The sequence below is a fragment of the Gilliamella sp. N-G2 genome (assembly GCF_002142215.1).
GTDB lineage: Bacteria > Pseudomonadota > Gammaproteobacteria > Enterobacterales > Orbaceae > Gilliamella.
Window position 1 is genome coordinate 1 of sequence record NZ_NAST01000020.1, and the last position, 21456, is coordinate 21456.

Sequence of the window (21456 nt, forward strand, 5' to 3'; positions counted from 1 at the left end):
AACAGGTAAAAGAGCTCGAACGCACTATTCATAAAGATGCCGGTAAAGACTCACAAGATGGCAAAATGGGCAATGACTTTAGTAAAGGCGTTGACTCAGCCGTATCAATTATTACCGGCATTATCACCGGCGATATGACCGGCGGCCTAGCTGGCGCCAGTGCGCCATGGTTAGCGGAGCAGATAAAACTGCACACCGGGCATATGGGTGAAGATGGTAAATGGCAAACCGATGATATTGCCGGCAACTTAATTGCTCATGCAATACTTGGTGCGGTAGTGGCTGAACTACAAGGCAACTCAGCATTATCAGGAGGTGTTGGTGCAGTAAGCGGAGAGCTAGCGAGTAAAGTAATTATCAACACCCTTTATGGTGGTAAAGATGCCAGCGAGTTAACCGAAGATGAAAAACAAACCATCAGCGCACTATCTCAACTAGCATCCGGCCTTGCAGTAGCTGCCGGCGGTGGTAATTTTGGTGATGCTAGTGCAGCTATTAATAGTAGTAAAAATGCGGTTGAGAATAACTATTTGAGTGCATCAGAAGATAAAAAAAGAAAAGATGCACAAGCTGAATTAGAATTAATCAAGAAAGGCTTACTAAATGCTTCTGATGAACGAAAACAAGAATTAGAAGATTTGATTACTGCTCTAAATGCCTTAGATGATTATAAAAACCAAGTTTTAATTATAGCTTGCCAGAACATAAAATCTACAGAATGCAGTGTTGCTAGAGCAGAGTTAGATAAAGCTTATCAATCATATTTTGATTCGTTATCGCCAGAAGATAGAATAGCTTATAATGATGCGTATGCAAATTATACTAAATATTATAATGGTTACAAAGATATTGAATCTTTGCAATTTGGTTTAGATGTTGCAAATGTAGAAAAAGATAGAGACATTTTAGCTCAACGTATCAGTGAAAATTGGGGTGTTGATAAAGCCACAGCTGATAAAATAGTTCTAGGTATGCGCATCAATAGTGATTTAGCCGCTATTGCTGGTATAGTGGTGGGGCACAAACTCAGTGCGGCTGAGTTATCAAAGTTAGAAAATGCAATAAACAAGGGCGGACAAACTCTAGCACAACCAAAATTACCAACTGGTTATAGCAAACAAGGTGATAATATAGTTGGACCTAGAGGTGGCGTTTATACAAATACAGGCCAAGTTGATGCTGCGGGAAATCCAATTTATAAAAACAATGGCTCATATTATATTTTTGAAAAAAATGAGAAAATAAATGTTCCATCACCAGGAAATACCGCAACAACGACTAATGGTCGTCCAACTCCAGTGGATTCAGAAAAGGATGTTGGTAAAACGTTAACTCCTGATTTTAATGCTCAAGAAAGCTATCTGAATGGTCAAAAGGTAAAATGGGGAACAGACGGGAGTGTAAGGCCAGATTTTTGTAATGGTACTACTTGTTCAATAGAAGTAAAAAATTATGATATACAAAATAATATTAATGGTTTGATTGATAATGTTTCCAAACAAGCCATTGATAGAAAAAAACATCTACCATCAGGAGTACAACAATTAGTTGTAATAGATATTCGCGGTCAAAAAATAACTGCCGCACAGCAATTTAAAATAAAACAGGGTATAAAAAATAAATCAAATGGAATAATTAAGCCAGAACAAATTCGATTATTAAGAGATTAAACTTTGAGGTAAATAAATTATGTCACTAAAACACGGTTTTATAGGTGGAGGATCAATATTTAATTTAGGTACAGATAGTGATATGCAGCTATTTTTTGACTGCATTTCATATTATGTTTTACCTAAATATCCTGACCAAAATTGGTCACTGATTACTGACCGCTTATATCGTCGTTATTTAAAATTAGAAGAGTTAGATGCCGCCGTAGCATTAATGAAATTGGTAGAAAAAGAGTTTAAACAGTTGGATAGAGAAGCATTTGATTGGAGTAAAATATTATCAGGTCAAGTTAAAAGTGATTTAGATAGAACTAAATCAACTTTATTCGAGATTTTTGGTAAATATTTTGAAACATTTTATGAGTGTATTGAATGTGCTATAAGAAATTATGAATGGTTTAAATCAGATCCCGATTATAAATATCAGCCGGTAATGGTAGCAATTACTACCATTCCTTATTGTGTAAGCTACAGTCAGATCCCTTTATCTGTTTTCGATAATTTACAACCTGATGAAAAACCAATTTGGTGGACAGGTAAAATTCCTAAAACCACAACTTAGTTACTTTTTAACTTACCTCTAATCCCCTTTACCTAAAAATTTTAAGGAAAGGGGGGATAGATATTATTACTGATTTTAATTTCACATTAATGTTGTTTTATTTAGTTCGTTTAGTATGTCCAAATCCTGATGTCTAAAATTATCTTCAGCGACTTATTATTGCTTTATTAATAGCCCACGGATACTCAAATATCAATAAGACGGTATACACTCTTCAATTATATTTACTAATAAACCTCAATAAACCAACTCGAAAATAACCATTATCTAAAAAATATAATCAACCAATTAGAATAGTTGTTGGTAGCAATGTTTTTTCACCGACCAGTGGTCAACCAACCATTTATGACCATAACGATGAAGCCTCGAATATTACCCATGCGGCAATCAGTGACGGTGAGTTAATCATTCGTGACCAAGATAAACAAACACAAGATATTAATGAACTCAATCATGATACCGAAAATGCCCATAGCAAACTCAAACCAATCTTTAATAAAGAGGATGAGCAGACCAGATTAAACATTGTTACTAGCTTAAAAGAGTTAGGAGAGCAGGTAAAAGAGCTCGAACGCACTATTCATAAAGATGCCGGTAAAGACTCCCAAAATGGCAAAATGGGCAATGACTTTAGTAAAGGCGTTGACTCAGCCGTATCAATTATTACCGGCATTATCACCGGCGATATGACCGGCGGCTTAGCTGGCGCCAGTGCACCATGGTTAGCTGAGCAGATAAAACTGCACACCGGGCATCTAGATAAAGATGGTAAATGGCAAACCGATGATATTGCCAGCAACTTAATTGCTCATGCAATACTTGGTGCAGTAGTCGCTGAGCTACAAGGCAACTCAGCATTATCAGGAGGTGTTGGTACAGTAAGCGGAGAGCTAGCGAGTAAAGCAATTATCAACACCCTTTATGGTGGTAAAGATGCCAGCGAGTTAACCGAAGATGAAAAACAAACCATCAGTGCACTATCGCAATTAGCAGCAGGTCTTGCAGTAGCTGCCGGTGGTGGTAGTGTTGGTGATGCTGGCGCAGCTATTAGTAGTAGTAAAAATGCGGTTGAGAATAATGGTTTGGCCAAACCTATACTCAAAGGATTAGAAAAAGGCTACGAGTTTTGCATGAAAAATGCAACCTGTCGAAATATGCTTGCACAATTAGGTGTTGACTTTGGTCTAACAAATGACCAAATTCAAGAGGCAATGGATGCAGGTAAGAGTAGAGATCCGGAAAAAATTAAGGAACTTTCACCGGAACAAGTAGCTTGGTTAGATGCACAAATTCTTGCAAAAAAAGGATTAGCACCTACCATGTTTGGTAATGAAACATGGGGAGACAAGATTTATAATGAATCATCAAATAATGAATTAAACAACTCAGAAGCTACTGCGGTAGGTGGTGCGCCAATATTACCACCTGATGATGACAATAATAAGAATGAAAATAATCAGAAACAAAGGCAACAAGAAAGATTTGATGAACTAAAAGATGTTTTTGATAAGGATAATCCTAAAACTGATTTAAAAATTGATGGACAAACCATCCAACAAGGACCTGGAAGTAATCGTTATACAACAAGAATTTATGAAAGCCAAAATTTAACGGATAGACAAATCTATAATTATGCAGAAGAATTAGCGGGACAACCTTTAACAAAAACTAGAGATGGTATTTATACAGCTAAATTACAAGATGGGACAACTATTACATTAAGAAATGTATCAAGCTCAGTGGACAAAACAGGAGCTCGTTGGACTATTGATATTAGAAATAATCCCACATTAACAAATTTATATAGAGGATTAAGAAAAAGTGCAGAAATTAAATTTAGATAGGAGAAATTTATGATAGATGATTATGATTATAAAAATATTGTTGATTGGTCTGAATTCAGATCTTTTGGAGCATTATGGAGTTATATGAGTCCTGATATGATTCCATCATTAAAATTTTCTGGAGAGCAATTTCCTTTTCAAACAAGAAAAGAAATATTTTTTTATTTTGTACAAAGATTATTGAAGGAAGGACGTGTTAAATTGGCAAAAAAAGGGCATATGTTGACCGGTACAATTGATGAGCAGTTAAAAATATTTCATGATGCATTTCCTAACAATGAGGATGGAATGTATGACCCTAAACACATGATGGAGGATTATTGGTTCTATGATGACTCTTGTCCTGCCGGGGCTGTATGGGTTCACAACGATGGGACATTAGAATGGACCTAATATAAGCTTTTCTTGCTAAGCTCAACAACAAAATTCCATATCTATTAAGGAATAAACTTAACAAATTAAATTATCACCGGCGGCTTAGCTGGCGCCAGTGCACCATGGCTGGCTGAGCAGATAAAGATACAAGCCGGTGATAACGAAACCGCGAGGTTAGTTGCTCATGCAATACTTGGCGCAGTAGTCGCTGAGCTACAAGGCAACTCAGGACTTGCCGGTGGAGCGGGTGCAGTGGCCGGTGAAATTGCAGCAGATATCATCCGCAAACAACTGTATGGCAAAGAAGTCAAAGATTTAACCGAAGAAGAAGAAAAACAAACCATCAGCGCACTATCTCAACTAGCGTCCGGCCTTGCGGTAGCTGCCGGCGGTGGTAATTTTGGTGATGCTAGTGCAGCTATTAGTAGCAGTAAAAATGCAGTTGAGAATAATACTTTACAAAAGAAAGAGGCATTGGAAAAAAAGGGTATAAAACTACGTTTCGAGCTTCAAGGTGGTTTGACCCCGGTGTTGACTGAAGAGGAAAAAGCTTATTGGCAAGATAGGTTAGATAAAATTGAAGATCTTGATAGATTAGATGACGAAGCTTTTTAAGTGGTAATGTTGAATGGTCTGCATTGAAACAGAATTTACCCAACTAGAGAGTTATAAAGATAATCAGTGAAGAGTAACATCCTTTGTTATATTTAACTGTTTTACACATAAATCCCACAAACTATGACCACTTCATTCATATTCTAATATCAATAAGATGGTATACATTCCCCAATTATTTTTACAAATAAACCTCAATAAACTAAATCAGAATAACCATTATCTAGAAATATAATCACCAATTAGAACTGTTATTAATAATGACACTTTTTCATCAACTAGTAGCCAACCGACTTTTTATGACCATAATGATGAAGTATTGAATATCATTCAATAATAAGCAATGATGAATTAATCATCTTGCTAAATTTTATTTGGAAAATATAAAATAAACATTTCTAAGTCACATATGCAAGTCACTAACTTTTACCTAGGTATGGCAAAGATTATGCCTAGGTAGTTGATATCAGAAACAATTTCACCATTAATTATCTTTTTTAGTCTTTTTACATGACACAATTGAGCTATCATTTGTTACGTTTTTAGTGACTTTGCCTGCTTTCTATTCGCATTACAGCCAGAATTATTGCATAATACACGGCGAATAAAATGCAGAATCTAAAGGTATAAATATGGAACTTCTCTGCCCTGCCGGCTCGTTACCATCATTAAAAATAGCAATCGATAACGGTGCTGATGCCGTTTATATTGGTTTGAAAGATGATACCAATGCTCGCCATTTTGCGGGATTAAATTTTAATGAAAAGCGTTTAATTGAAGCATCCGAATATGTACATAAGCATGGTAAAAAGTTACACATCGCAATTAATACCTTTGCTCATCCGGAAAACTTTGAGCGCTGGCAATATGCAGTTGATACAGCGGCAAATATTGGCGCTGATGCTCTAATCATTGCTGATTTAGCCATGCTTGATTATGCAGCTGAAAAACATCCTAATCTTGAACGTCATGTTTCGGTTCAAGCATCATCAACCAATGAAGAATCAATCAAGTTTTATCATAATAACTTTCAGGTACATCGTATTGTTTTACCGCGAGTGTTATCCATGCATCAAGTGAAACAGTTATCACAAGTCTCTCCAGTACCATTGGAAGTATTTGCATTCGGCAGTCTATGTATTATGGCGGAAGGTCGCTGTTATTTATCCTCATATTTAACTGGCGAATCTCCCAATACCGTAGGAGCTTGTTCACCAGCGAAATTTGTCCGTTGGGAAGAGACCGATAAAGGACTTGAATCTAGACTAAATAATGTATTAATCGATTGCCATAAGAAAGGTGAAAATGCGGGTTACCCAACCTTATGTAAAGGACGCTATTTTGTTGGCAATGAACTTTATCATCCTATTGAAGAACCAACAAGTTTAAATACCATTGAACTGTTACCTGAACTATTTGCGGCTAATATTGCCTCAGTAAAAATTGAGGGTCGTCAACGTAGTCCAGCTTATGTGGAACAAGTGACTAAAGTTTGGCGACAAGCTATCGATCGTTATAAAGCGAATCCTCAAACATTCCAAACAGAAAAGAACTGGATGGATACATTAGGATCAGTATCAGAAGGCACACAAACGACATTAGGTGCTTACCACCGTAAATGGCAATAAAGTGTAAACATATTTACTCATGTTTACCAATAAAATAAATATGATACTAATCTAGATTGCTTTTGATATTAGAGTTAGAAAATAGCTATCGAACATTGACTATTTGAAATAATTAAATACAGATATAGTGAGCAAGACTATGAAATATGCGTTAGGCCCTGTGCTTTATTATTGGCCTAAAATTGAAACCGAAGCCTTTTATCAAGCCGCTAAGGAAAGTGAAGCGGATATTATTTATATGGGCGAAACAGTATGTACCAAACGTCGGGAAATGAAAGTACCCAATTGGTTAGATTTAGCTAAAGAAATTGCTAAATCCGGTAAACAAGTCGTACTTTCTACCCTAGCACTACTTGAAGCACCATCAGAACTAATTGATTTAAAACAATTAGTTAATAATGGTGATTTTTTAATTGAAGCTAATGATTTGGCTGCAATTAATATTGCTCATGACAATAATTTACCTTTTGTCGCTGGTCCGGCAATTAACTGTTATAACGCATTAACCCTAAAATTGTTACAAAAACAAGGTATGGTGCGTTGGTGTATGCCAGTTGAACTTTCTCGCGATTGGTTAAGCAATGTTTTAAAACAATTTGACGCATTGAAAATTGAGCGCAATTTTGAAGTTGAAGTATTTAGCTATGGTTATCTACCATTAGCCTATTCTGCCCGCTGTTTTACTGCTAGATCGGAAGATAAACCAAAAGATAAATGTGAGACTTGCTGTATTAAATATCCCGTTGGTCGAGAAGTATTTTCTCAAGAACAACAAAAAGTATTTGTTCTTAACGGTATTCAAACACAAAGTGGCTACTGTTATAACTTAGGTAATAATCTAAAAGAGATGAAAGGATTAGTTGATATCGTGCGTATTTCTCCGCTTGGAATTGAAACACTCGAGGTAGTTAAGCAATTTAGAGCTAATGAAGAAGGACTAAATCCTTTACACATTGAACATAAACGAGACTGTAACGGTTATTGGAATGGAATTGCAGGACTTGAACTTACACAATAATATGCTGCTACTCGAAAAATTTAGGGCAGACTTCCCTGCCCTAAATAGCCATAATGTGTATCTTGATTCAGCAGCTACAGCGCTGAAACCACAAGCCATGATCGATGCAACTGTTGAGTATTACGAGCATAACACTGCAACAGCGCAACGTAGTTTGCACCAAGATGCGCTACAAGTCACCGCAACGATTGATCAAACTAGGCAAAATATTGCTGATCTACTTCATGCTAAGTCAAATTGTGAAATCATTTGGACTCGAGGCACAACCGAATCAATCAACTTAATTGCCCAAAGTTATGCCAGAGCACAATTACATATAGGTGATGAAATCATTGTTAGCGAGTTAGAACATCACAGCAACTTGTTACCTTGGCTTATTGTGGCGAAACAAACTGGCGCCAAGATCATTAAATGGTCAGCAGATATTGATGAGCTTTCAAGATTACTCTCAGCGAGAACTAAAATTGTTGCTATAACTCAAATGTCTAACGTTACCGGTTTTTGTCCAGATTTAGCCCAAATTAGTCAACTAGTTCATCAAACCAATGCGGTATTAGTCGTGGATGGCGCTCAAGGCGTTGTACATCATCCGATTGATGTTGAAAATTTAAATATCGATTTTTATGCCTTTTCTGCTCATAAGCTATATGGCCCAACTGGATTGGGGATACTATATGGAAAACAATATTTACTCAATCAAATGAATGTTTGGCATGGCGGCGGTAAAATGTTAAAAGCTGCTTCATTTACCGGATTTACAGTTGAAAATCTTCCCTATAAATTTGAAGCTGGTACACAAAATATAGCGGGCATTATTGGTTTTAAAGCAACCTTAGATTGGTTAACAAAGTGGAATGAAGCACAATTAGAAAATTATATAAAACAATTAGCAAGCTATACTGAATCAAAATTAAGCCAGTTAACCAATATACAATTTTATAGCGTTAGCAATAGCCCTATCATTAGCTTTAATATACAAAACATTCATCATAATGATATCGCTATTTTATTAAGCGAACAAAATATTGCCATCCGAACCGGTGAATTGTGTGCTAAACCACTTATGGATAAACTTGGTTGTCATGGTGTTATTCGTATTTCACTTATGCCATATAATAATCAGCACGATATTGATCATTTTATTACAGCATTACAAAATGCCATTGAATTACTCACTTAAGCTATATCTGTAGTTAATCAAAGAAACGTTAATGACTTGTTCAATTACTAATCGGTTTTAATTATGCTATCACAACAAACTTTATTTGAATTATTTTCTAAACAACAGAACTGGCAAGATCGTTATAGACAATTAATTGCCTTAGCAAAACAATTACCTGATTTTCCGGATTTAAAAAAAATAGAATCCAACCAAATTTATGGTTGTGAAAATCGGGTATGGCTAACTAATGAAAAACAATTAGATAATACTTTTACCTTTCAAGGTGATAGTGAAGGTAGAATCGTTAAAGGCTTGCTAGCTATTTTAATCATTATTGCCAATCATAAAACAGCAGAACAAATTCAAGCTATCGATTTTCTTGCAATATTAAAGCAATTAAAAATTACTGATGAGTTGAGCCAATCTAGGTTACAAGGGATTGAAAAAATGATTGAACGTATCAAATTAACTGGCATTTAAGGTAAAAAAGGGAGAATAAATTCTCCCTTTTTTAATCCTTTTGGCTTTTACAATTAGTGATTAACGTTGCATAAATAATGTAACAACTTTCTTAACACCTGCAACTTTACTTGCAACAGTAGCGGCTTCCTGCCCTTCTTCACTGCTAACAATACCGATTAAAAATACCTCGCCATTTTCAGTAACGACTTTGATATTACGTGCTTTGGTTTTAGAATTCATTACAAGTTGAGATTTAACTTTGGTTGTTATCCACATATCATTGGTGATTGTTCCTGCACTAACTGGTTCACCTGTACGAATTTGGTTATAAACCTTCCTCACACCTTCAACTTGATAAGCAAGACGTTCCGCTTTTTCAATCTGTTCGGCATTGGCTTGACCAGTCAAAATAATATTGCCATCATAAGTACTTGAAGAGATACGAGAGCCAATAAAAAAAGGACCATTTTCACTTAATTTATTATTCATACGGGTGTTCAGGGTAGTATCATCAACTTGTGTTCCAGTGGTACGCGGATCAGTGGCAACTTTTGCGGTAGCTCCGGCGCCGACGCCAATAACAGCAGCAACACAACCTTGTAGCATTAATGCGCTCGTTACTAATGCTGTTACTAAGACAAATTTTTTCATTATTACTCCTTTTATTTACTACTCAGTAGAATTCAAATACTGATTAATAGTTTTTATTATGCCTTGTAGATATAGTTTTGCAAAATAATTTTATTGTTCTAAAAAATAAAATCTTTCGATTTTTTTACCTAATCTATAGCAAAAAAGTAATTAATTTAATCGTTATAACAAACATTTATTTTTTTATAAAATCTGTTATCGTTTATAAAATGGTTGTATAAAAAATTAATGGAATAAAGCGATGAATCAAGATTATATCGATTGGTTATATGGTCTATCAGCACCAATGGTTGCCTTAAATAAAGAGAGTGGTGCAAGTTATACCTCACCATTTTTTTTCCCAGATTATGAATATATTGATATGCAAAAAGACTGGGGCATCCACTCTCGAGAAACACTATTAGCAATGGTTTTTAATATGGTCGATGATGGTCATGCAACAGCCTTATCTAAACATTACTTTATGTATCCTCGTCTATCGGCATTAGATTGGTTGAATTACACCGAGAAACAGAGCGATTATGATAAAGTTTTGCTCGAATTTGTTGAACAAACTTATTCCGAATGTGGTGCTGGAGGCATCCGTAGTTGGGATTACGCACGTATGGGTTATATATTACGTAATGGCATCACCAATAAATTTATTACTGAAGAAGAAGCCCTTTGGATTTTGTATAGAATTGGACTACGAGCTCAATACTATTATTCATCATGGCAAAGTTATTTTTCTGGCTGGTTTGTCGGTTATCAATATTGGGAATCATTGACTAATAAAGAAGATCTAGAAAAATTACGTTGTGACTTATGCCGTTCATCCCAGACATGGGCCATGACTAATTTGTATAGCAACGAAGATTCCCCTTATCATCACTTGCCTTGGCATATTGAGATAGAAGAACTGGAAAAACCTGAATCATTAATGGAGTATGCTTGGTCATGAATAACAATTTTTGGCAATTATTAGCAATTGAGAAAACTACCGATATCGCCGTGATTCGACAAGCTTATCGGGCAAAACTACCTGAATATCATCCTGAAACAGATCCTGATGGTTTTAAAGCGCTACGCGAAGCCTATGAATTAGCAATGCAGTATGCAAAATCACCAGAATCAATGACTGAAGAATTAAATCAAGAAAATCTCGCTGAAGAGGTCATTAAACCCCTCACCGAAGAAGAGCGACAAGTCAAAGAAATCAGTGATAACTATCAAGCATTACTCGATGATCCGGTTCGATGCCATGATGTGAATGAGTGGCATAAATTTGTTGCTTCTTTTTATGATTACCCAATGTCTATACTGGAAATTGCTAAATGGAAACTGTTGGATATCAGTTATGACACTGTGACGATATCACTATCATGTGTGAAAATATTAGCTGATAATTTACGCTGGCGTCAGCAAATAAATAGTTATTCTCCCAACGACGCTGATATGTATGAGAATTTTTTTGATCATATTGATCGTGGTGATTTTTTTAATTACGACAGCTTACCAAGGACAAGCAAAGCCATACAAAATGTAACCATCGACTATGCTCGTTGTGCTAGATGGCTTTTCTGGGAAAAACCAGCAGTAGAGTTAGCAGAATATTTATCTATTCATACTGTAGTTTACCTACCTGATAATACAGAGTTTATGCAAGAATTAGCCAATTGGTATTATTTTGCTAAATCGCCAAATAGAGGATTATTAGACTATGCCTTAACTTGTATTTCAGATACTAATCAAGAACAGCAAATTCAGGAACAATGGAAAGCTGTCGCCGCAATGCAGTATTCACTGATTGAAGACGAACAAAACGCCTTATCACTTTGGTTAGAACTTTATCGTTTACCACAATATCAAGAAAAGGCCACCAGCTGGTTAATGTTATGGTGTTCTAAAAATCGGTTTGATTATCTACCATTATTAATTCTGGCATTAAACCATTCTTATTGTTTAACGGCAGAAGATCAGGAAACTTATATATATAGTATTCCGCAATTTACGCCATCAACAATTTCTCGACTACTGAAATTTAGGAAACAAAACTACAGCAATGGAATTGCGGCTGTTATAACCTGGGCTCTGGATAATCATTGGAATTATCGTCAAGTTCTACACACTTTATTATGTGATGATGGAAACAATCGGTTATATCGTTTATACCGACATGCAATCATGCTACGACACGGTAATAAAACACTTTTGCAAGAAATCTTAGCTGACTCAAGTGAAGATGAGTTTGAACAATTTATTTTACAAAATTTACAGCGTCAAGCTATACAACACCTTGAATGGCTCACTAATTTACCACCCGTTCAGGAGTTTAAAGAATGGTTGTACCAAAGTGATGAAAATGCAACTATTCCGACTAAATTTGATCCAGATAACGAAAAAGGCAATCAGTTTTTATATGGTCGATTATGGTTAGATAGATTCGATGATATCCCGTTTGTCGCTAAATTACATCTATACCGCAATGTAACCTATCGAAATATGGAAATGTTTGATTGGCCAATATATTATCAATTTAGGGGATTTAATAATTTACCTAAATCACCTGAACAATCAATTATTGAGGCTGATAAGAATGCTTATTGGCAATGGTATCGTTACTGTTTATTAGCCATTACCATTACCAATTCACCAATTAAAGCCGCTGAATTTATTCGTGAAAACGATAACTTATTTTTACTCCCAGAAAATGATCCGCTAGTGCCGCTGATCAATACCTTTAAGTCTAACGAATGGCAAAATGATACAGAATTATATAATTTAATCGATACTGATAACCAATTGATTGGCAGTATGTTGGTTAATTATCCAAATTCAATTGAGGCGTTTACCGACTCGCCAGAAGAGGTTAATTGGGATGAAATTGAACAAATAGTTGAACAAAGATGGGCACATAAACTAGCCAACAAACCAGTAAGTTGTTTAATGTTACTGTATATGATTGTTTTTGATAAACCAAATCAAAAAACAAAACTACACCAAATACTACAAAAACTTGCTGGCGATGATCTACAGTTAAAAAAACTTGCTAACGCATTTTGTGACAAATTATCTATTCCATCATCCCTTAAAAAACATAATGATGAATTGCAAAACATAGATAAATTATATGCTATAAATAACAAGTTAAACAAAGATGATTCGCTATGCGAAGAAGAGGATATAGAAGTACTAGAAGAAATCGGACAAAATAATGATAATAATAGCATAATTAAATTATCCTCAGCATTGCTGTTAGCCAAAAATATGGATCACCAGAAAAAGCTTCAATCAAAATCATTTCCACCAAATGAATGGTGGCAAATTTGGCGTTGGAGAGGCCGAACCAATTTAATTGGTTTCTTAAAACAAATGGGCTTTTTCAGTTTACCTTTATTTTTATTAATAATAGAGGCAGCAAAAAAAACTAATTTAGATCATCCTATTATGCTTGTATTATGCGGATTAGCAACAATCAATAGTGTTTTGGCAATAAAACGACGCTTAAATGACTGTTATTCTAATGGAGGTTTCTATTATTTTGTATCCGCCACAATTTTATTACCATTGCTATTATTGCCGTGTTGGCTTTCAACTTTTAATGAGACCAACCGCTACGGACCACCAATAGAAGAATAACCTCAAAAATAAATCATCTGAATTTTCCCCCCTTTGAAAATGAAAGACTATTTTCTGATTAACAAAGGAGGGATTTTAGAAAAGGTAATGATTATCGATTAAGCTCGCTAAGATTTACCTCTATCTCACTGCGTACTTGCTCGATTTCTTCGGGATTCTGCTGATCAAGTACTTGCATAAAAGCTTCAATATATGCTCCAATTAATAATCGTTCATCACCCAATGACTGTGCCCATGCTCGTTCTAGTCGCGCTAATAAAGTACGATTTGGCATTTCATCACGCGGATGAATCTTAAGGGCTGCCAGACGTTCATGGCTCTCTTGTTTTTGCTTATCTGTTAACCCTATTGGACTATGATCAATCACTTTGCCATGCAATACGCCAGTTTCAAGCAATACCACATCAACTTCGAGCAAACCATTTAAATCATAACTAAAACGAACATCAATCCCTTGTATTTTTTCCATTGGCTTTAAAGGAACTTCAAATTCATCAATTAGAACATTATTTTCTACCCGAGGGTTTTCTCCTTGATAAACTGAAAGCATAATGCTTTTTTGTTGTGGGTGTGTTGTAGAAAAGGTTTTTACTTTTGACGTTGGAACAATCGTATTACGTTCAATAATCGGCGAAAATAAACCATTAATATTACCAGAACTACTTTCAATGCCTAGGGTATATGGGCACACATCGGTAAGAATCACTTCTTCAACATCAACATCACGTAAACGACATGCTGCTTGCACTGCAGCCCCTTGTGCAACAATAGTCGTTGGATTAATGTGACGGTAAGGTAATTTGGCAAATAATTTGGTTACTAACTCTCGCACTACACCTAACTGCGATGAACCACCAACTAAGACAATATGTTCAAGTTCATTAGGTTTTAAGCGAGCATCACTTAGAGCCTGTTCAACAGGTGCTCGTAAGCGATTAAGTAAAGGTAACCAAATTGATTTAGCCCTTACTTCATTTAATGAAAATTGCCACAACTTATCTTGCCAAGACCAAGTCAAATTATGTATTTGTTCACCACTTAGTTTACATTTTAGTTGTTCGGCTAAATCTAGCAAGCGAGCATAATCATCAACAGGTATATCGGATTGTTTGAGTTCCCATTCGCTTAAACAAGCTTTAACAAGTTCATGAGTAAAATCTTCACCACCTAAGTAATTATCACCAGCTGAAGCATGAACCTCAATGATTGGCATGCTATATTCCAACACAGTAACATCAAATGTACCACCACCTAAATCAAAAACTAAGGTATTTCCAGATTGTTCTTCATGTAATCCATACGCCATGGCGGCAGCTGTAGGTTCATTAATTAAACGCACAGCATTTAAGCCTGCTAGCTCAGCAGCAAAGCGAGTCTGTTTACGCTGTTCATCATTAAAATAAGCAGGTACGGATATTACTACATCACTAATCTCTTGTTTTAAAAAAGCTTCAGCATCGGCTTTTAATGATTTTAAAACCAATGCGGAAAGTTCAGTTGGAGTGAATTTTTGCTCACCTAATTCAAAAACTTTACTTGAGCCTAAAAAACGTTTGAATGCCGCAGCACTACGGCTAGGATGAGTGGTTAAACGTGATAAAGCAGCATGACCAACTAAAATAGAGTTATCTTCATCAATGCTGACCACCGATGGCGTAACAACTTCGCCGATAGCGTTGGGAATAAGCGTTGATTGACCATTTTGCCAAACACAAATCAAACTATTGGTAGTACCTAAATCAATACCTATTGGAGGATGCATAACCACTTTATTCTCTTAGTATTTTTTAATAAATTTGCTGAATATTATATCCTTAATACTATTTAAGATACAATTTTATCCAATTTCGCACATTAAATTTATTAAATAAGATAGACTATTAATAAAAACAAAATAGCTAAATAAAAAGTTAATTTTCAATTAAGCTATAATAAGTTAATTTTTCAAATCTTAACAAAACTATTGTGAACTAGATTTTTTATTAATCTCAATAATTTGACTAGTTACTTTGCCACTTTTTAACTGTGTTTCAATAATTTCTCCAATAACGACTTGTTCAACTGAGCGTATCACTTTGTGTTGCTGATTAGTTGTTACTGAATAACCTCGCTCTAGGGTTGCTAGTGGACTAACACTATTAAGCTGAGATGTTTGTAATACAAACTGATGCTTAGCATCTGTCAGCTTGTTTTGAATCAAATTAATGATTTGTTGCTGTTTTTGCTCAAGGCTCTGCCCATAATAAAGAATTTTATGTTGTGGTGAAACACGAACCAAACGTTTATCAAGCAGATTATGGCGATAAGATTGCCTTAATAAATATTGCTGCATATTTTCAAACAAAGCATGACGATCAGTTAATAAACGATTTAATTGTTTTGATAATTTTGCTTGAGGGTGTTGTGTTTGTAATTGATGGCGCCATTTATTTAAGCGTTCTCGTCGGCGCATTAAATAGTAATCCATTGCCATGCATAAATATTGTTCTTGAACTTGTAAACGCTTAATTTGCTCTAGTTTGTCTCGACTTACCAGCTCGGCCGCTGCGGATGGCGTTGCTGCACGAACATCAGCAACAAAATCAGCAATCGTAAAATCGACTTCATGACCAACAGCACTAACAATCGGTATTCGGCTAGCAAAAATTGCTCTTGCAACCACTTCATCATTAAATGACCAAAGATCCTCAAGTGAGCCACCACCTCGTCCAACTATTAGTACATCACATTCTTGGCGAACATTAGCAATTTCAATCATCCTTGCTATTTGGGTTGCCGCTTCATTACCTTGAACCTGAGTTGGATAGATAATCAAATGCAAACTAGGATCGCGTCGATTTAATATCTGACAAATATCATGCAACGCAGCTCCAGTTGCTGAAGTAATAATTCCAACCGTACGAATATTATCGGGTAATGTTTGTTTATAAATAGGATCAAACAATCCTTCTTCTGACAGTTTTTGTTTTAACTGCTCAAATTTTTGTTGTAACAATCCCGCACCCGCGGGTTGCATTTTATTAATGACCAATTGATATTCGCCACGTGCTTCATAAAGCGTTACCGAAGCATTTACCAACACTTGTTGACCATTTTGTGGAGTAAATCCGGTGCGAAAATTACTATTACGAAACATAGCACAACGCACTTGGGCAACTTCATCTTTTAATGTGAAATACCAATGGCCAGAAGAAGGACGAGAAAAATTAGAAATTTCCCCCACTAACCAAATTTGTCCAATAGCATCAGAAAGCAGATCTTTAACCATTTGGTTAAGATCTTTGACCGATAAAATCGAACTGCTTTGCATACTATTATCCTTATGGTTGAAGTTTAATCTAAATCAAATTGTGCCCAGATCGGTGCATGGTCAGATGGTTTTTCCATACCGCGAATATCATAATCGATACCGGTTTGCTGACAATATTGCTGTAACTTTTGGCTGGCTAATATTAAATCAATTCTTAATCCAGTTTCACTATCAAATCCTTTAGAACGATAATCAAACCATGAATATCTTTGCGATTCAGGATTAGCATGACGATAAGTATCAGTATAACCAAGAGACATTAAATTATTTATCCATTCACGCTCTTCAGGCAAAAAAGAACATTTACCAGTACGCAACCACCGTTTACGACTTTCATCAGAAATACCGATATCTAAATCAGTTGGACAAATATTCATATCCCCCATAATTAAGGATAATTGACTATTAAGTTGCTGGCTTTGTATATACTGATTTAAATCCTGATAAAATTTACGTTTAGCAGGGTATTTGATTTCATGGTGTAAACTTTCTCCCTGAGGAAAATAACCATTGATAACGATTAAATTACCTTGGCTAGTCGGTAATTCAGCCATAATTAATCGACATTGTGCACCTTCCTCATCAGTTGGAAAACCACATTGGACTGATAATGGTTTTTGCTTAGTCAATAATGCCACGCCATAATGCCCTTTTTGACCATGATAATGTAAGTGATAACCGAACTGTGCTAGTTCCTCAATTGGAAATTGATCGTTATGAACTTTGGTTTCTTGCAAGCCAATGATATCTGGCTGATGTTTATCAATAATCGCTGCTAATTGGTGAATTCTTGCCCGAAGGCTATTAATGTTAAATGAGATAACTTTAATCATAAATTTATTGTATTTGATTTAATTTTGCTATTAACCCATGCTACCAAAAATACGTTATACTGTTAAGCAATTACAGTAAAAGCTATAACTTGTGATAAAGGATCCAGCAAATATGTCAAAGGAATTACTTGCATTGCGCAATAAAATTGATGAAGTAGATAAATCGATTTTATCTTTAATTAGTCAGCGACTAGCATTAGTGGCCGAAGTTGGTGAAGTGAAAAGCGAGCATGGAATTCCAATTTACGATCCAAAACGTGAAGCGGATATGTTAACTAAACGGAAACAAGAAGCCGAAGATTTAGGTATATCACCAGCGCTAATTGAAGATATTTTACGTCGTTTAATGCGTGAGTCTTATATTAGTGAAAATGATAAAGGGTTCAAAAAAGTTTACTCCGGTAAAGGATCAATTGTTATTATTGGTGGTAATGGTCAAATGGGCCGACTATTTGCCAGATTATTTACCTTATCTGGTTACCAAGTCAAAACACTAGGCTCAAAAACAATGCATCAAGCTGCAGAAGTAGTCGCTGATGCAGCTGCAGTTATTGTGACAGTGCCTATCAACAAAACTTGTGAAATAATTGAACAATTACCACCACTACCTAAAGATTGCATTTTAACTGATTTTACTTCAATCAAAGTCAAACCGTTACAAGCTATGTTAGCTAAGCATACTGGTCCTGTCGTTGGCTTACATCCTATGTTCGGCCCTGATGTACCTAATTTAGCTAAACAAGTTATTGTTTACTGCCAAGGACGATACCCGGAACAATACCAATGGTTAATTGAACAAATGCGGATTTGGGGAGCAAATTTATGTGCGATTGATGCAAAAGAGCATGATAAATGCATGTCATTTATTCAAGCATTGCGTCATTTTACTTCATTCTCATATGGTGTGAATTTACAACGCGAACACGCTGATTTAGAACAGCTAATTACCCTATCATCACCAATTTATCGACTTGAATTAATGATGGTAGGCCGTTTATTTGCTCAGGATCCAGAACTTTATGCCGATATCATCATGGCATCAGATGCCAATATTGAATTAATTAAACGTTACTATCAATGTTTTGGGCAAATGGTTAAATTAATCGAACAAAGAGATAAAACCAAATTTATTGAGAATTTTAATGAAGTAACAAAATGGTTTGGTAAATATGCCGAGCGTTTTATTAAAGAAAGCCAAGTGTTATTGAAATTTGCTAACGACAATCGAGAATAGTTTAGCTAAGTTCCTTTGTAAAACACTGATAACGTTAATATGATAACGCCGGAAATAAGTTAAATAAAAAATTCTGTATGAGGGAATAACATGTCTAATCGGAAATATTTTGGGACAGATGGTATTCGAGGAAAAGTTGGGAAATATCCTATAACGCCTGATTTTGCTCTCAAATTAGGTTGGGCTGCTGGGCGAATACTGGCTAAAGATGGTGTAAAAAAAGTAATCATAGGTAAAGATACTCGCATTTCAGGTTACATGCTGGAATCAGCATTAGAAGCCGGATTTGCTTCGGCTGGGGTTGCCGCCGCTTTTACTGGCCCAATGCCAACGCCGGCGATTGCCTATCTAACTCGCACGTTTCGTGCTGATGCTGGTGTTGTCATTTCTGCGTCACATAATCCTTTCTATGATAATGGTATTAAGTTTTTCTCAAACGAAGGGCGCAAACTTGATGATGCAATTGAGTTAGAAATCGAGGCGCAACTTGAAAAAGAGATCGATTGCGTCGAATCAAAACAATTAGGTCGGGCCAGTCGAATAACTGATGCTGCTGGTCGGTATATTGAATTTTGTAAAAGTACTTTTGATCATGATTTAAGTTTATCAGGCCTAAAAATTGTGGTGGATTGTGCTAATGGTGCCACCTATCACATTGCCCCGAAAGTATTGCGTGAGCTTGGCGCTAAAGTAATCAAAATTGGTTGTGACCCTGATGGCGTGAATATTAATGAAAATTGTGGTGCCACTGATGTAAAAGCTTTAACTGAGAGAGTTATCAGTGAAAAAGCCAATTTAGGTTTCGCCCTTGATGGTGATGGTGACCGTATTATTATGGTTGACCATAAAGGTAATAAAATTGATGGTGACTTAATTATTTATATCATTGCTCGAGAAGCGTTAAGACAGGGTCAGCTAAAAGGTGGAGTGGTCGGTACGCTAATGAGTAATATGGGGCTGGAAATCGCCCTTAAAAATCTTGGTATTCCATTTGTAAGAGCAAAAGTCGGCGATAGATATGTACTTGAAATGCTAGTTGAAAAAAATTGGCGGTTAGGCGCTGAAAATTCAGGTCACGTTCTACTGCTAGATAAAACCACTACCGGTGATGGCATTGTTGCTGGCTTACAAGTTTTAGCTGCAATGGTACGCAATGATATGTCATTAGCTGATTTATGTAGTGGTATGACAATGTTGCCCCAAGTATTAATTAATGTCCGATTCTCTGGTAAACATGATCCATTAACGAATCCTGAAGTTAAATCAGCCATTGAACAAGCTGAACAACAACTTGTTAATAATGGGCGAGTACTCATTCGTAAATCAGGCACAGAGCCTCTTATTAGAGTGATGGTTGAAGGTAGCAATCAATCACAAGTTCAGCAACTTGCGGAACAAATTGCTAATGCAGTTAAACAATCAAATTAGCCTATTTTTTCTACATTAATTAGGCAATTGGTGAAAATTATTTCTAATAAAGTGAGTAATAAAGCTGTTATTCTTTACGCAAAATTAGTAAAAAGTGTCTAAATTCTTTATTTTTTTAATCAGTTGTTGACTTAATATAGGCAATTAGGTTTAAAATAACAGCTTCGGTTATTGCAGTAATTGTTTATACCTTTTAAGGTAAAAAATATAACAAGCTGTAGTTTTTATTTTTAGAAAATAGGTAAGAGGGTTATATGGCAGTTTCCTCTCCAGCTTCACCGCAAGCTTATATAAAACACCATCTTGAGAACTTACAAGTCGGTTCTGGTTTTTGGACCTTTAATCTTGATTCCTTGTTCTTTTCAATTTTACTTGGTGTGCTGTTTTTATGGATTTTCCATCGTGTTGCAAGGAAAGCAACGAGTGGCGTACCAAGTAAACTTCAATGTGCAGTCGAGATGATCTTTGAATTTGTCAATAATACCGTCAAAGACATGTTTACTGGCCAAAATAAACTCATTGCCCCTTTAGCTCTTACTGTGTTTATTTGGGTTTTCTTAATGAATCTGATGGATCTCATTCCAGTTGATTTCTTACCTTACGCTGGACAATATTTAGGTTTATCACATTTAAGAGTAGTACCGACAGCTGACGTTAGTATTACCATGTCAATGTCTTTAGGCGTATTTGCGCTTATCATCATCTATTCAATCAAATATAAAGGGATTACAGGTTTTATTAAAGAATATACTTTACATCCTTTTAATCATTGGGCATTTGCACCAATTAACTTAGTCCTAGAACTTGTTAGTTTATTAGCTAAACCTGTCTCATTAGGATTACGACTTTTCGGTAACATGTATGCTGGTGAACTTATCTTCATCTTAATTGCTGCACTATTACCTTGGTGGTCACAATGGGTATTATCATTACCATGGGCTATTTTCCATATTTTGATAATTACCTTACAAGCATTTATTTTTATGGTGTTGACGATTGTCTATTTAGCGATGGCTTCGGCAACAGAAGATCATTAATTTTTAAAT

General features: G+C 35.7%; 18 protein-coding genes. 14 read left to right on the forward strand and 4 right to left on the reverse strand.

Annotated elements, in window-relative coordinates; translation table 11 throughout:
* From B6C99_RS09625 to csdE, 9 genes are all read left to right on the forward strand, one after another.
* The coding region (locus tag B6C99_RS09625) for a VENN motif pre-toxin domain-containing protein (protein ID WP_086359630.1) at positions 1 to 1670 on the forward strand (1670 nt) is incomplete at its 5' end.
* A 19-nt stretch (positions 1671 to 1689) separates the two neighbouring features.
* A complete protein-coding gene (locus B6C99_RS09630; protein WP_086359631.1) occupies positions 1690 to 2232 on the forward strand; it encodes a hypothetical protein in 543 nt (180 codons plus the stop codon).
* Positions 2233 to 2849: 617 nt separating this feature from the next.
* Positions 2850 to 4076: a VENN motif pre-toxin domain-containing protein gene (locus B6C99_RS09635; RefSeq protein ID WP_086359632.1), complete on the forward strand. Its 1227-nt coding sequence runs from the start codon at positions 2850 to 2852 to the stop codon at positions 4074 to 4076.
* A 9-nt stretch (positions 4077 to 4085) separates the two neighbouring features.
* Positions 4086 to 4469, forward strand: coding sequence for a DUF596 domain-containing protein (locus B6C99_RS09640; RefSeq protein WP_086359633.1), 384 nt, complete (start codon positions 4086 to 4088; stop codon positions 4467 to 4469).
* Between the two features lie 234 nt (positions 4470 to 4703).
* Positions 4704 to 5066: a VENN motif pre-toxin domain-containing protein gene (locus B6C99_RS09645; protein WP_216819449.1), complete on the forward strand. Its 363-nt coding sequence runs from the start codon at positions 4704 to 4706 to the stop codon at positions 5064 to 5066.
* A 632-nt stretch (positions 5067 to 5698) separates the two neighbouring features.
* The gene (locus B6C99_RS09650) at positions 5699 to 6694 is read left to right on the forward strand and encodes a peptidase U32 family protein (RefSeq protein WP_086359635.1); all 996 of its coding nucleotides are present in this window, start codon (positions 5699 to 5701) and stop codon (positions 6692 to 6694) included.
* 139 nt (positions 6695 to 6833) lie between these two features.
* Positions 6834 to 7712: a U32 family peptidase gene (locus B6C99_RS09655; RefSeq protein WP_065614733.1), complete on the forward strand. Its 879-nt coding sequence runs from the start codon at positions 6834 to 6836 to the stop codon at positions 7710 to 7712.
* A 1-nt stretch (position 7713) separates the two neighbouring features.
* On the forward strand, positions 7714 to 8892 hold the full coding sequence (gene csdA / locus B6C99_RS09660; protein WP_086359636.1) for a cysteine desulfurase CsdA: 1179 nt from the start codon (positions 7714 to 7716) through the stop codon (positions 8890 to 8892).
* A gap of 63 nt (positions 8893 to 8955) precedes the next feature.
* Positions 8956 to 9354: a cysteine desulfurase sulfur acceptor subunit CsdE gene (csdE, locus tag B6C99_RS09665; RefSeq protein ID WP_086359637.1), complete on the forward strand. Its 399-nt coding sequence runs from the start codon at positions 8956 to 8958 to the stop codon at positions 9352 to 9354.
* A 60-nt stretch (positions 9355 to 9414) separates the two neighbouring features.
* On the opposite strand, the gene dolP is transcribed toward csdE, so the two are convergent.
* Positions 9415 to 9987: a division/outer membrane stress-associated lipid-binding lipoprotein gene (dolP, locus tag B6C99_RS09670; protein ID WP_086359638.1), complete on the reverse strand. Its 573-nt coding sequence runs from the start codon at positions 9985 to 9987 to the stop codon at positions 9415 to 9417.
* Between the two features lie 241 nt (positions 9988 to 10228).
* Here dolP and B6C99_RS09675 point away from each other — a divergent pair, with 241 nt between their 5' ends.
* On the forward strand, positions 10229 to 10927 hold the full coding sequence (locus tag B6C99_RS09675) for a DUF1266 domain-containing protein (protein WP_086359639.1): 699 nt from the start codon (positions 10229 to 10231) through the stop codon (positions 10925 to 10927).
* On the forward strand, positions 10924 to 13605 hold the full coding sequence (locus B6C99_RS09680; protein ID WP_086359640.1) for a J domain-containing protein: 2682 nt from the start codon (positions 10924 to 10926) through the stop codon (positions 13603 to 13605). Before B6C99_RS09675 ends, B6C99_RS09680 begins: the two co-directional genes overlap by 4 nt.
* Before the next feature lie 91 nt (positions 13606 to 13696).
* Here the strand turns inward: B6C99_RS09680 and B6C99_RS09685 are convergent, their stop codons facing one another.
* From B6C99_RS09685 to xthA, 3 genes are all read right to left on the reverse strand, one after another.
* Complete coding sequence (locus B6C99_RS09685; protein WP_086359658.1) at positions 13697 to 15367, reverse strand: molecular chaperone HscC; 1671 nt, start codon at positions 15365 to 15367, stop codon at positions 13697 to 13699.
* 198 nt (positions 15368 to 15565) lie between these two features.
* On the reverse strand, positions 15566 to 16915 hold the full coding sequence (gene xseA / locus B6C99_RS09690; RefSeq protein ID WP_086359641.1) for an exodeoxyribonuclease VII large subunit: 1350 nt from the start codon (positions 16913 to 16915) through the stop codon (positions 15566 to 15568).
* 23 nt (positions 16916 to 16938) lie between these two features.
* Positions 16939 to 17745: an exodeoxyribonuclease III gene (xthA, locus tag B6C99_RS09695; RefSeq protein WP_086359659.1), complete on the reverse strand. Its 807-nt coding sequence runs from the start codon at positions 17743 to 17745 to the stop codon at positions 16939 to 16941.
* A gap of 115 nt (positions 17746 to 17860) precedes the next feature.
* On the opposite strand from xthA, the gene tyrA reads away from it, so the two are divergent.
* The 3 genes from tyrA to atpB all read left to right on the forward strand — a co-directional run bounded on the left by tyrA (position 17861) and on the right by atpB (position 21447).
* Positions 17861 to 18982, forward strand: coding sequence for a bifunctional chorismate mutase/prephenate dehydrogenase (gene tyrA / locus B6C99_RS09700; RefSeq protein ID WP_086359642.1), 1122 nt, complete (start codon positions 17861 to 17863; stop codon positions 18980 to 18982).
* 90 nt (positions 18983 to 19072) lie between these two features.
* The gene (gene glmM, locus B6C99_RS09705; protein ID WP_065614740.1) at positions 19073 to 20410 is read left to right on the forward strand and encodes a phosphoglucosamine mutase; all 1338 of its coding nucleotides are present in this window, start codon (positions 19073 to 19075) and stop codon (positions 20408 to 20410) included.
* 254 nt (positions 20411 to 20664) lie between these two features.
* Complete coding sequence (gene atpB / locus B6C99_RS09710; protein ID WP_034901508.1) at positions 20665 to 21447, forward strand: F0F1 ATP synthase subunit A; 783 nt, start codon at positions 20665 to 20667, stop codon at positions 21445 to 21447.
* The last annotated feature ends 9 nt before the right edge of the window (positions 21448 to 21456 follow it).

What these genes read in the sequence shown, in the direction of transcription:
- B6C99_RS09640 (WP_086359633.1), top strand. Translation starts at nt 4,086, where the DNA reads ATGATAGATGATTATGATTATAAAAATATTGTTGATTGGTCTGAATTC.
- B6C99_RS09680 (WP_086359640.1), top strand. Translation starts at nt 10,924, where the DNA reads ATGAATAACAATTTTTGGCAATTATTAGCAATTGAGAAAACTACCGAT.
- atpB (WP_034901508.1), top strand. Translation starts at nt 20,665, where the DNA reads ATGGCAGTTTCCTCTCCAGCTTCACCGCAAGCTTATATAAAACACCAT.
- csdA (WP_086359636.1), top strand. Translation starts at nt 7,714, where the DNA reads ATGCTGCTACTCGAAAAATTTAGGGCAGACTTCCCTGCCCTAAATAGC.
- glmM (WP_065614740.1), top strand. Translation starts at nt 19,073, where the DNA reads ATGTCTAATCGGAAATATTTTGGGACAGATGGTATTCGAGGAAAAGTT.
- tyrA (WP_086359642.1), top strand. Translation starts at nt 17,861, where the DNA reads ATGTCAAAGGAATTACTTGCATTGCGCAATAAAATTGATGAAGTAGAT.
- B6C99_RS09635 (WP_086359632.1), top strand. Translation starts at nt 2,850, where the DNA reads ATGGGCAATGACTTTAGTAAAGGCGTTGACTCAGCCGTATCAATTATT.
- B6C99_RS09675 (WP_086359639.1), top strand. Translation starts at nt 10,229, where the DNA reads ATGAATCAAGATTATATCGATTGGTTATATGGTCTATCAGCACCAATG.
- B6C99_RS09650 (WP_086359635.1), top strand. Translation starts at nt 5,699, where the DNA reads ATGGAACTTCTCTGCCCTGCCGGCTCGTTACCATCATTAAAAATAGCA.
- csdE (WP_086359637.1), top strand. Translation starts at nt 8,956, where the DNA reads ATGCTATCACAACAAACTTTATTTGAATTATTTTCTAAACAACAGAAC.
- xseA (WP_086359641.1), bottom strand. Translation starts at nt 16,915, where the DNA reads ATGCAAAGCAGTTCGATTTTATCGGTCAAAGATCTTAACCAAATGGTT.
- B6C99_RS09655 (WP_065614733.1), top strand. Translation starts at nt 6,834, where the DNA reads ATGAAATATGCGTTAGGCCCTGTGCTTTATTATTGGCCTAAAATTGAA.
- B6C99_RS09685 (WP_086359658.1), bottom strand. Translation starts at nt 15,367, where the DNA reads ATGCATCCTCCAATAGGTATTGATTTAGGTACTACCAATAGTTTGATT.
- B6C99_RS09630 (WP_086359631.1), top strand. Translation starts at nt 1,690, where the DNA reads ATGTCACTAAAACACGGTTTTATAGGTGGAGGATCAATATTTAATTTA.
- dolP (WP_086359638.1), bottom strand. Translation starts at nt 9,987, where the DNA reads ATGAAAAAATTTGTCTTAGTAACAGCATTAGTAACGAGCGCATTAATG.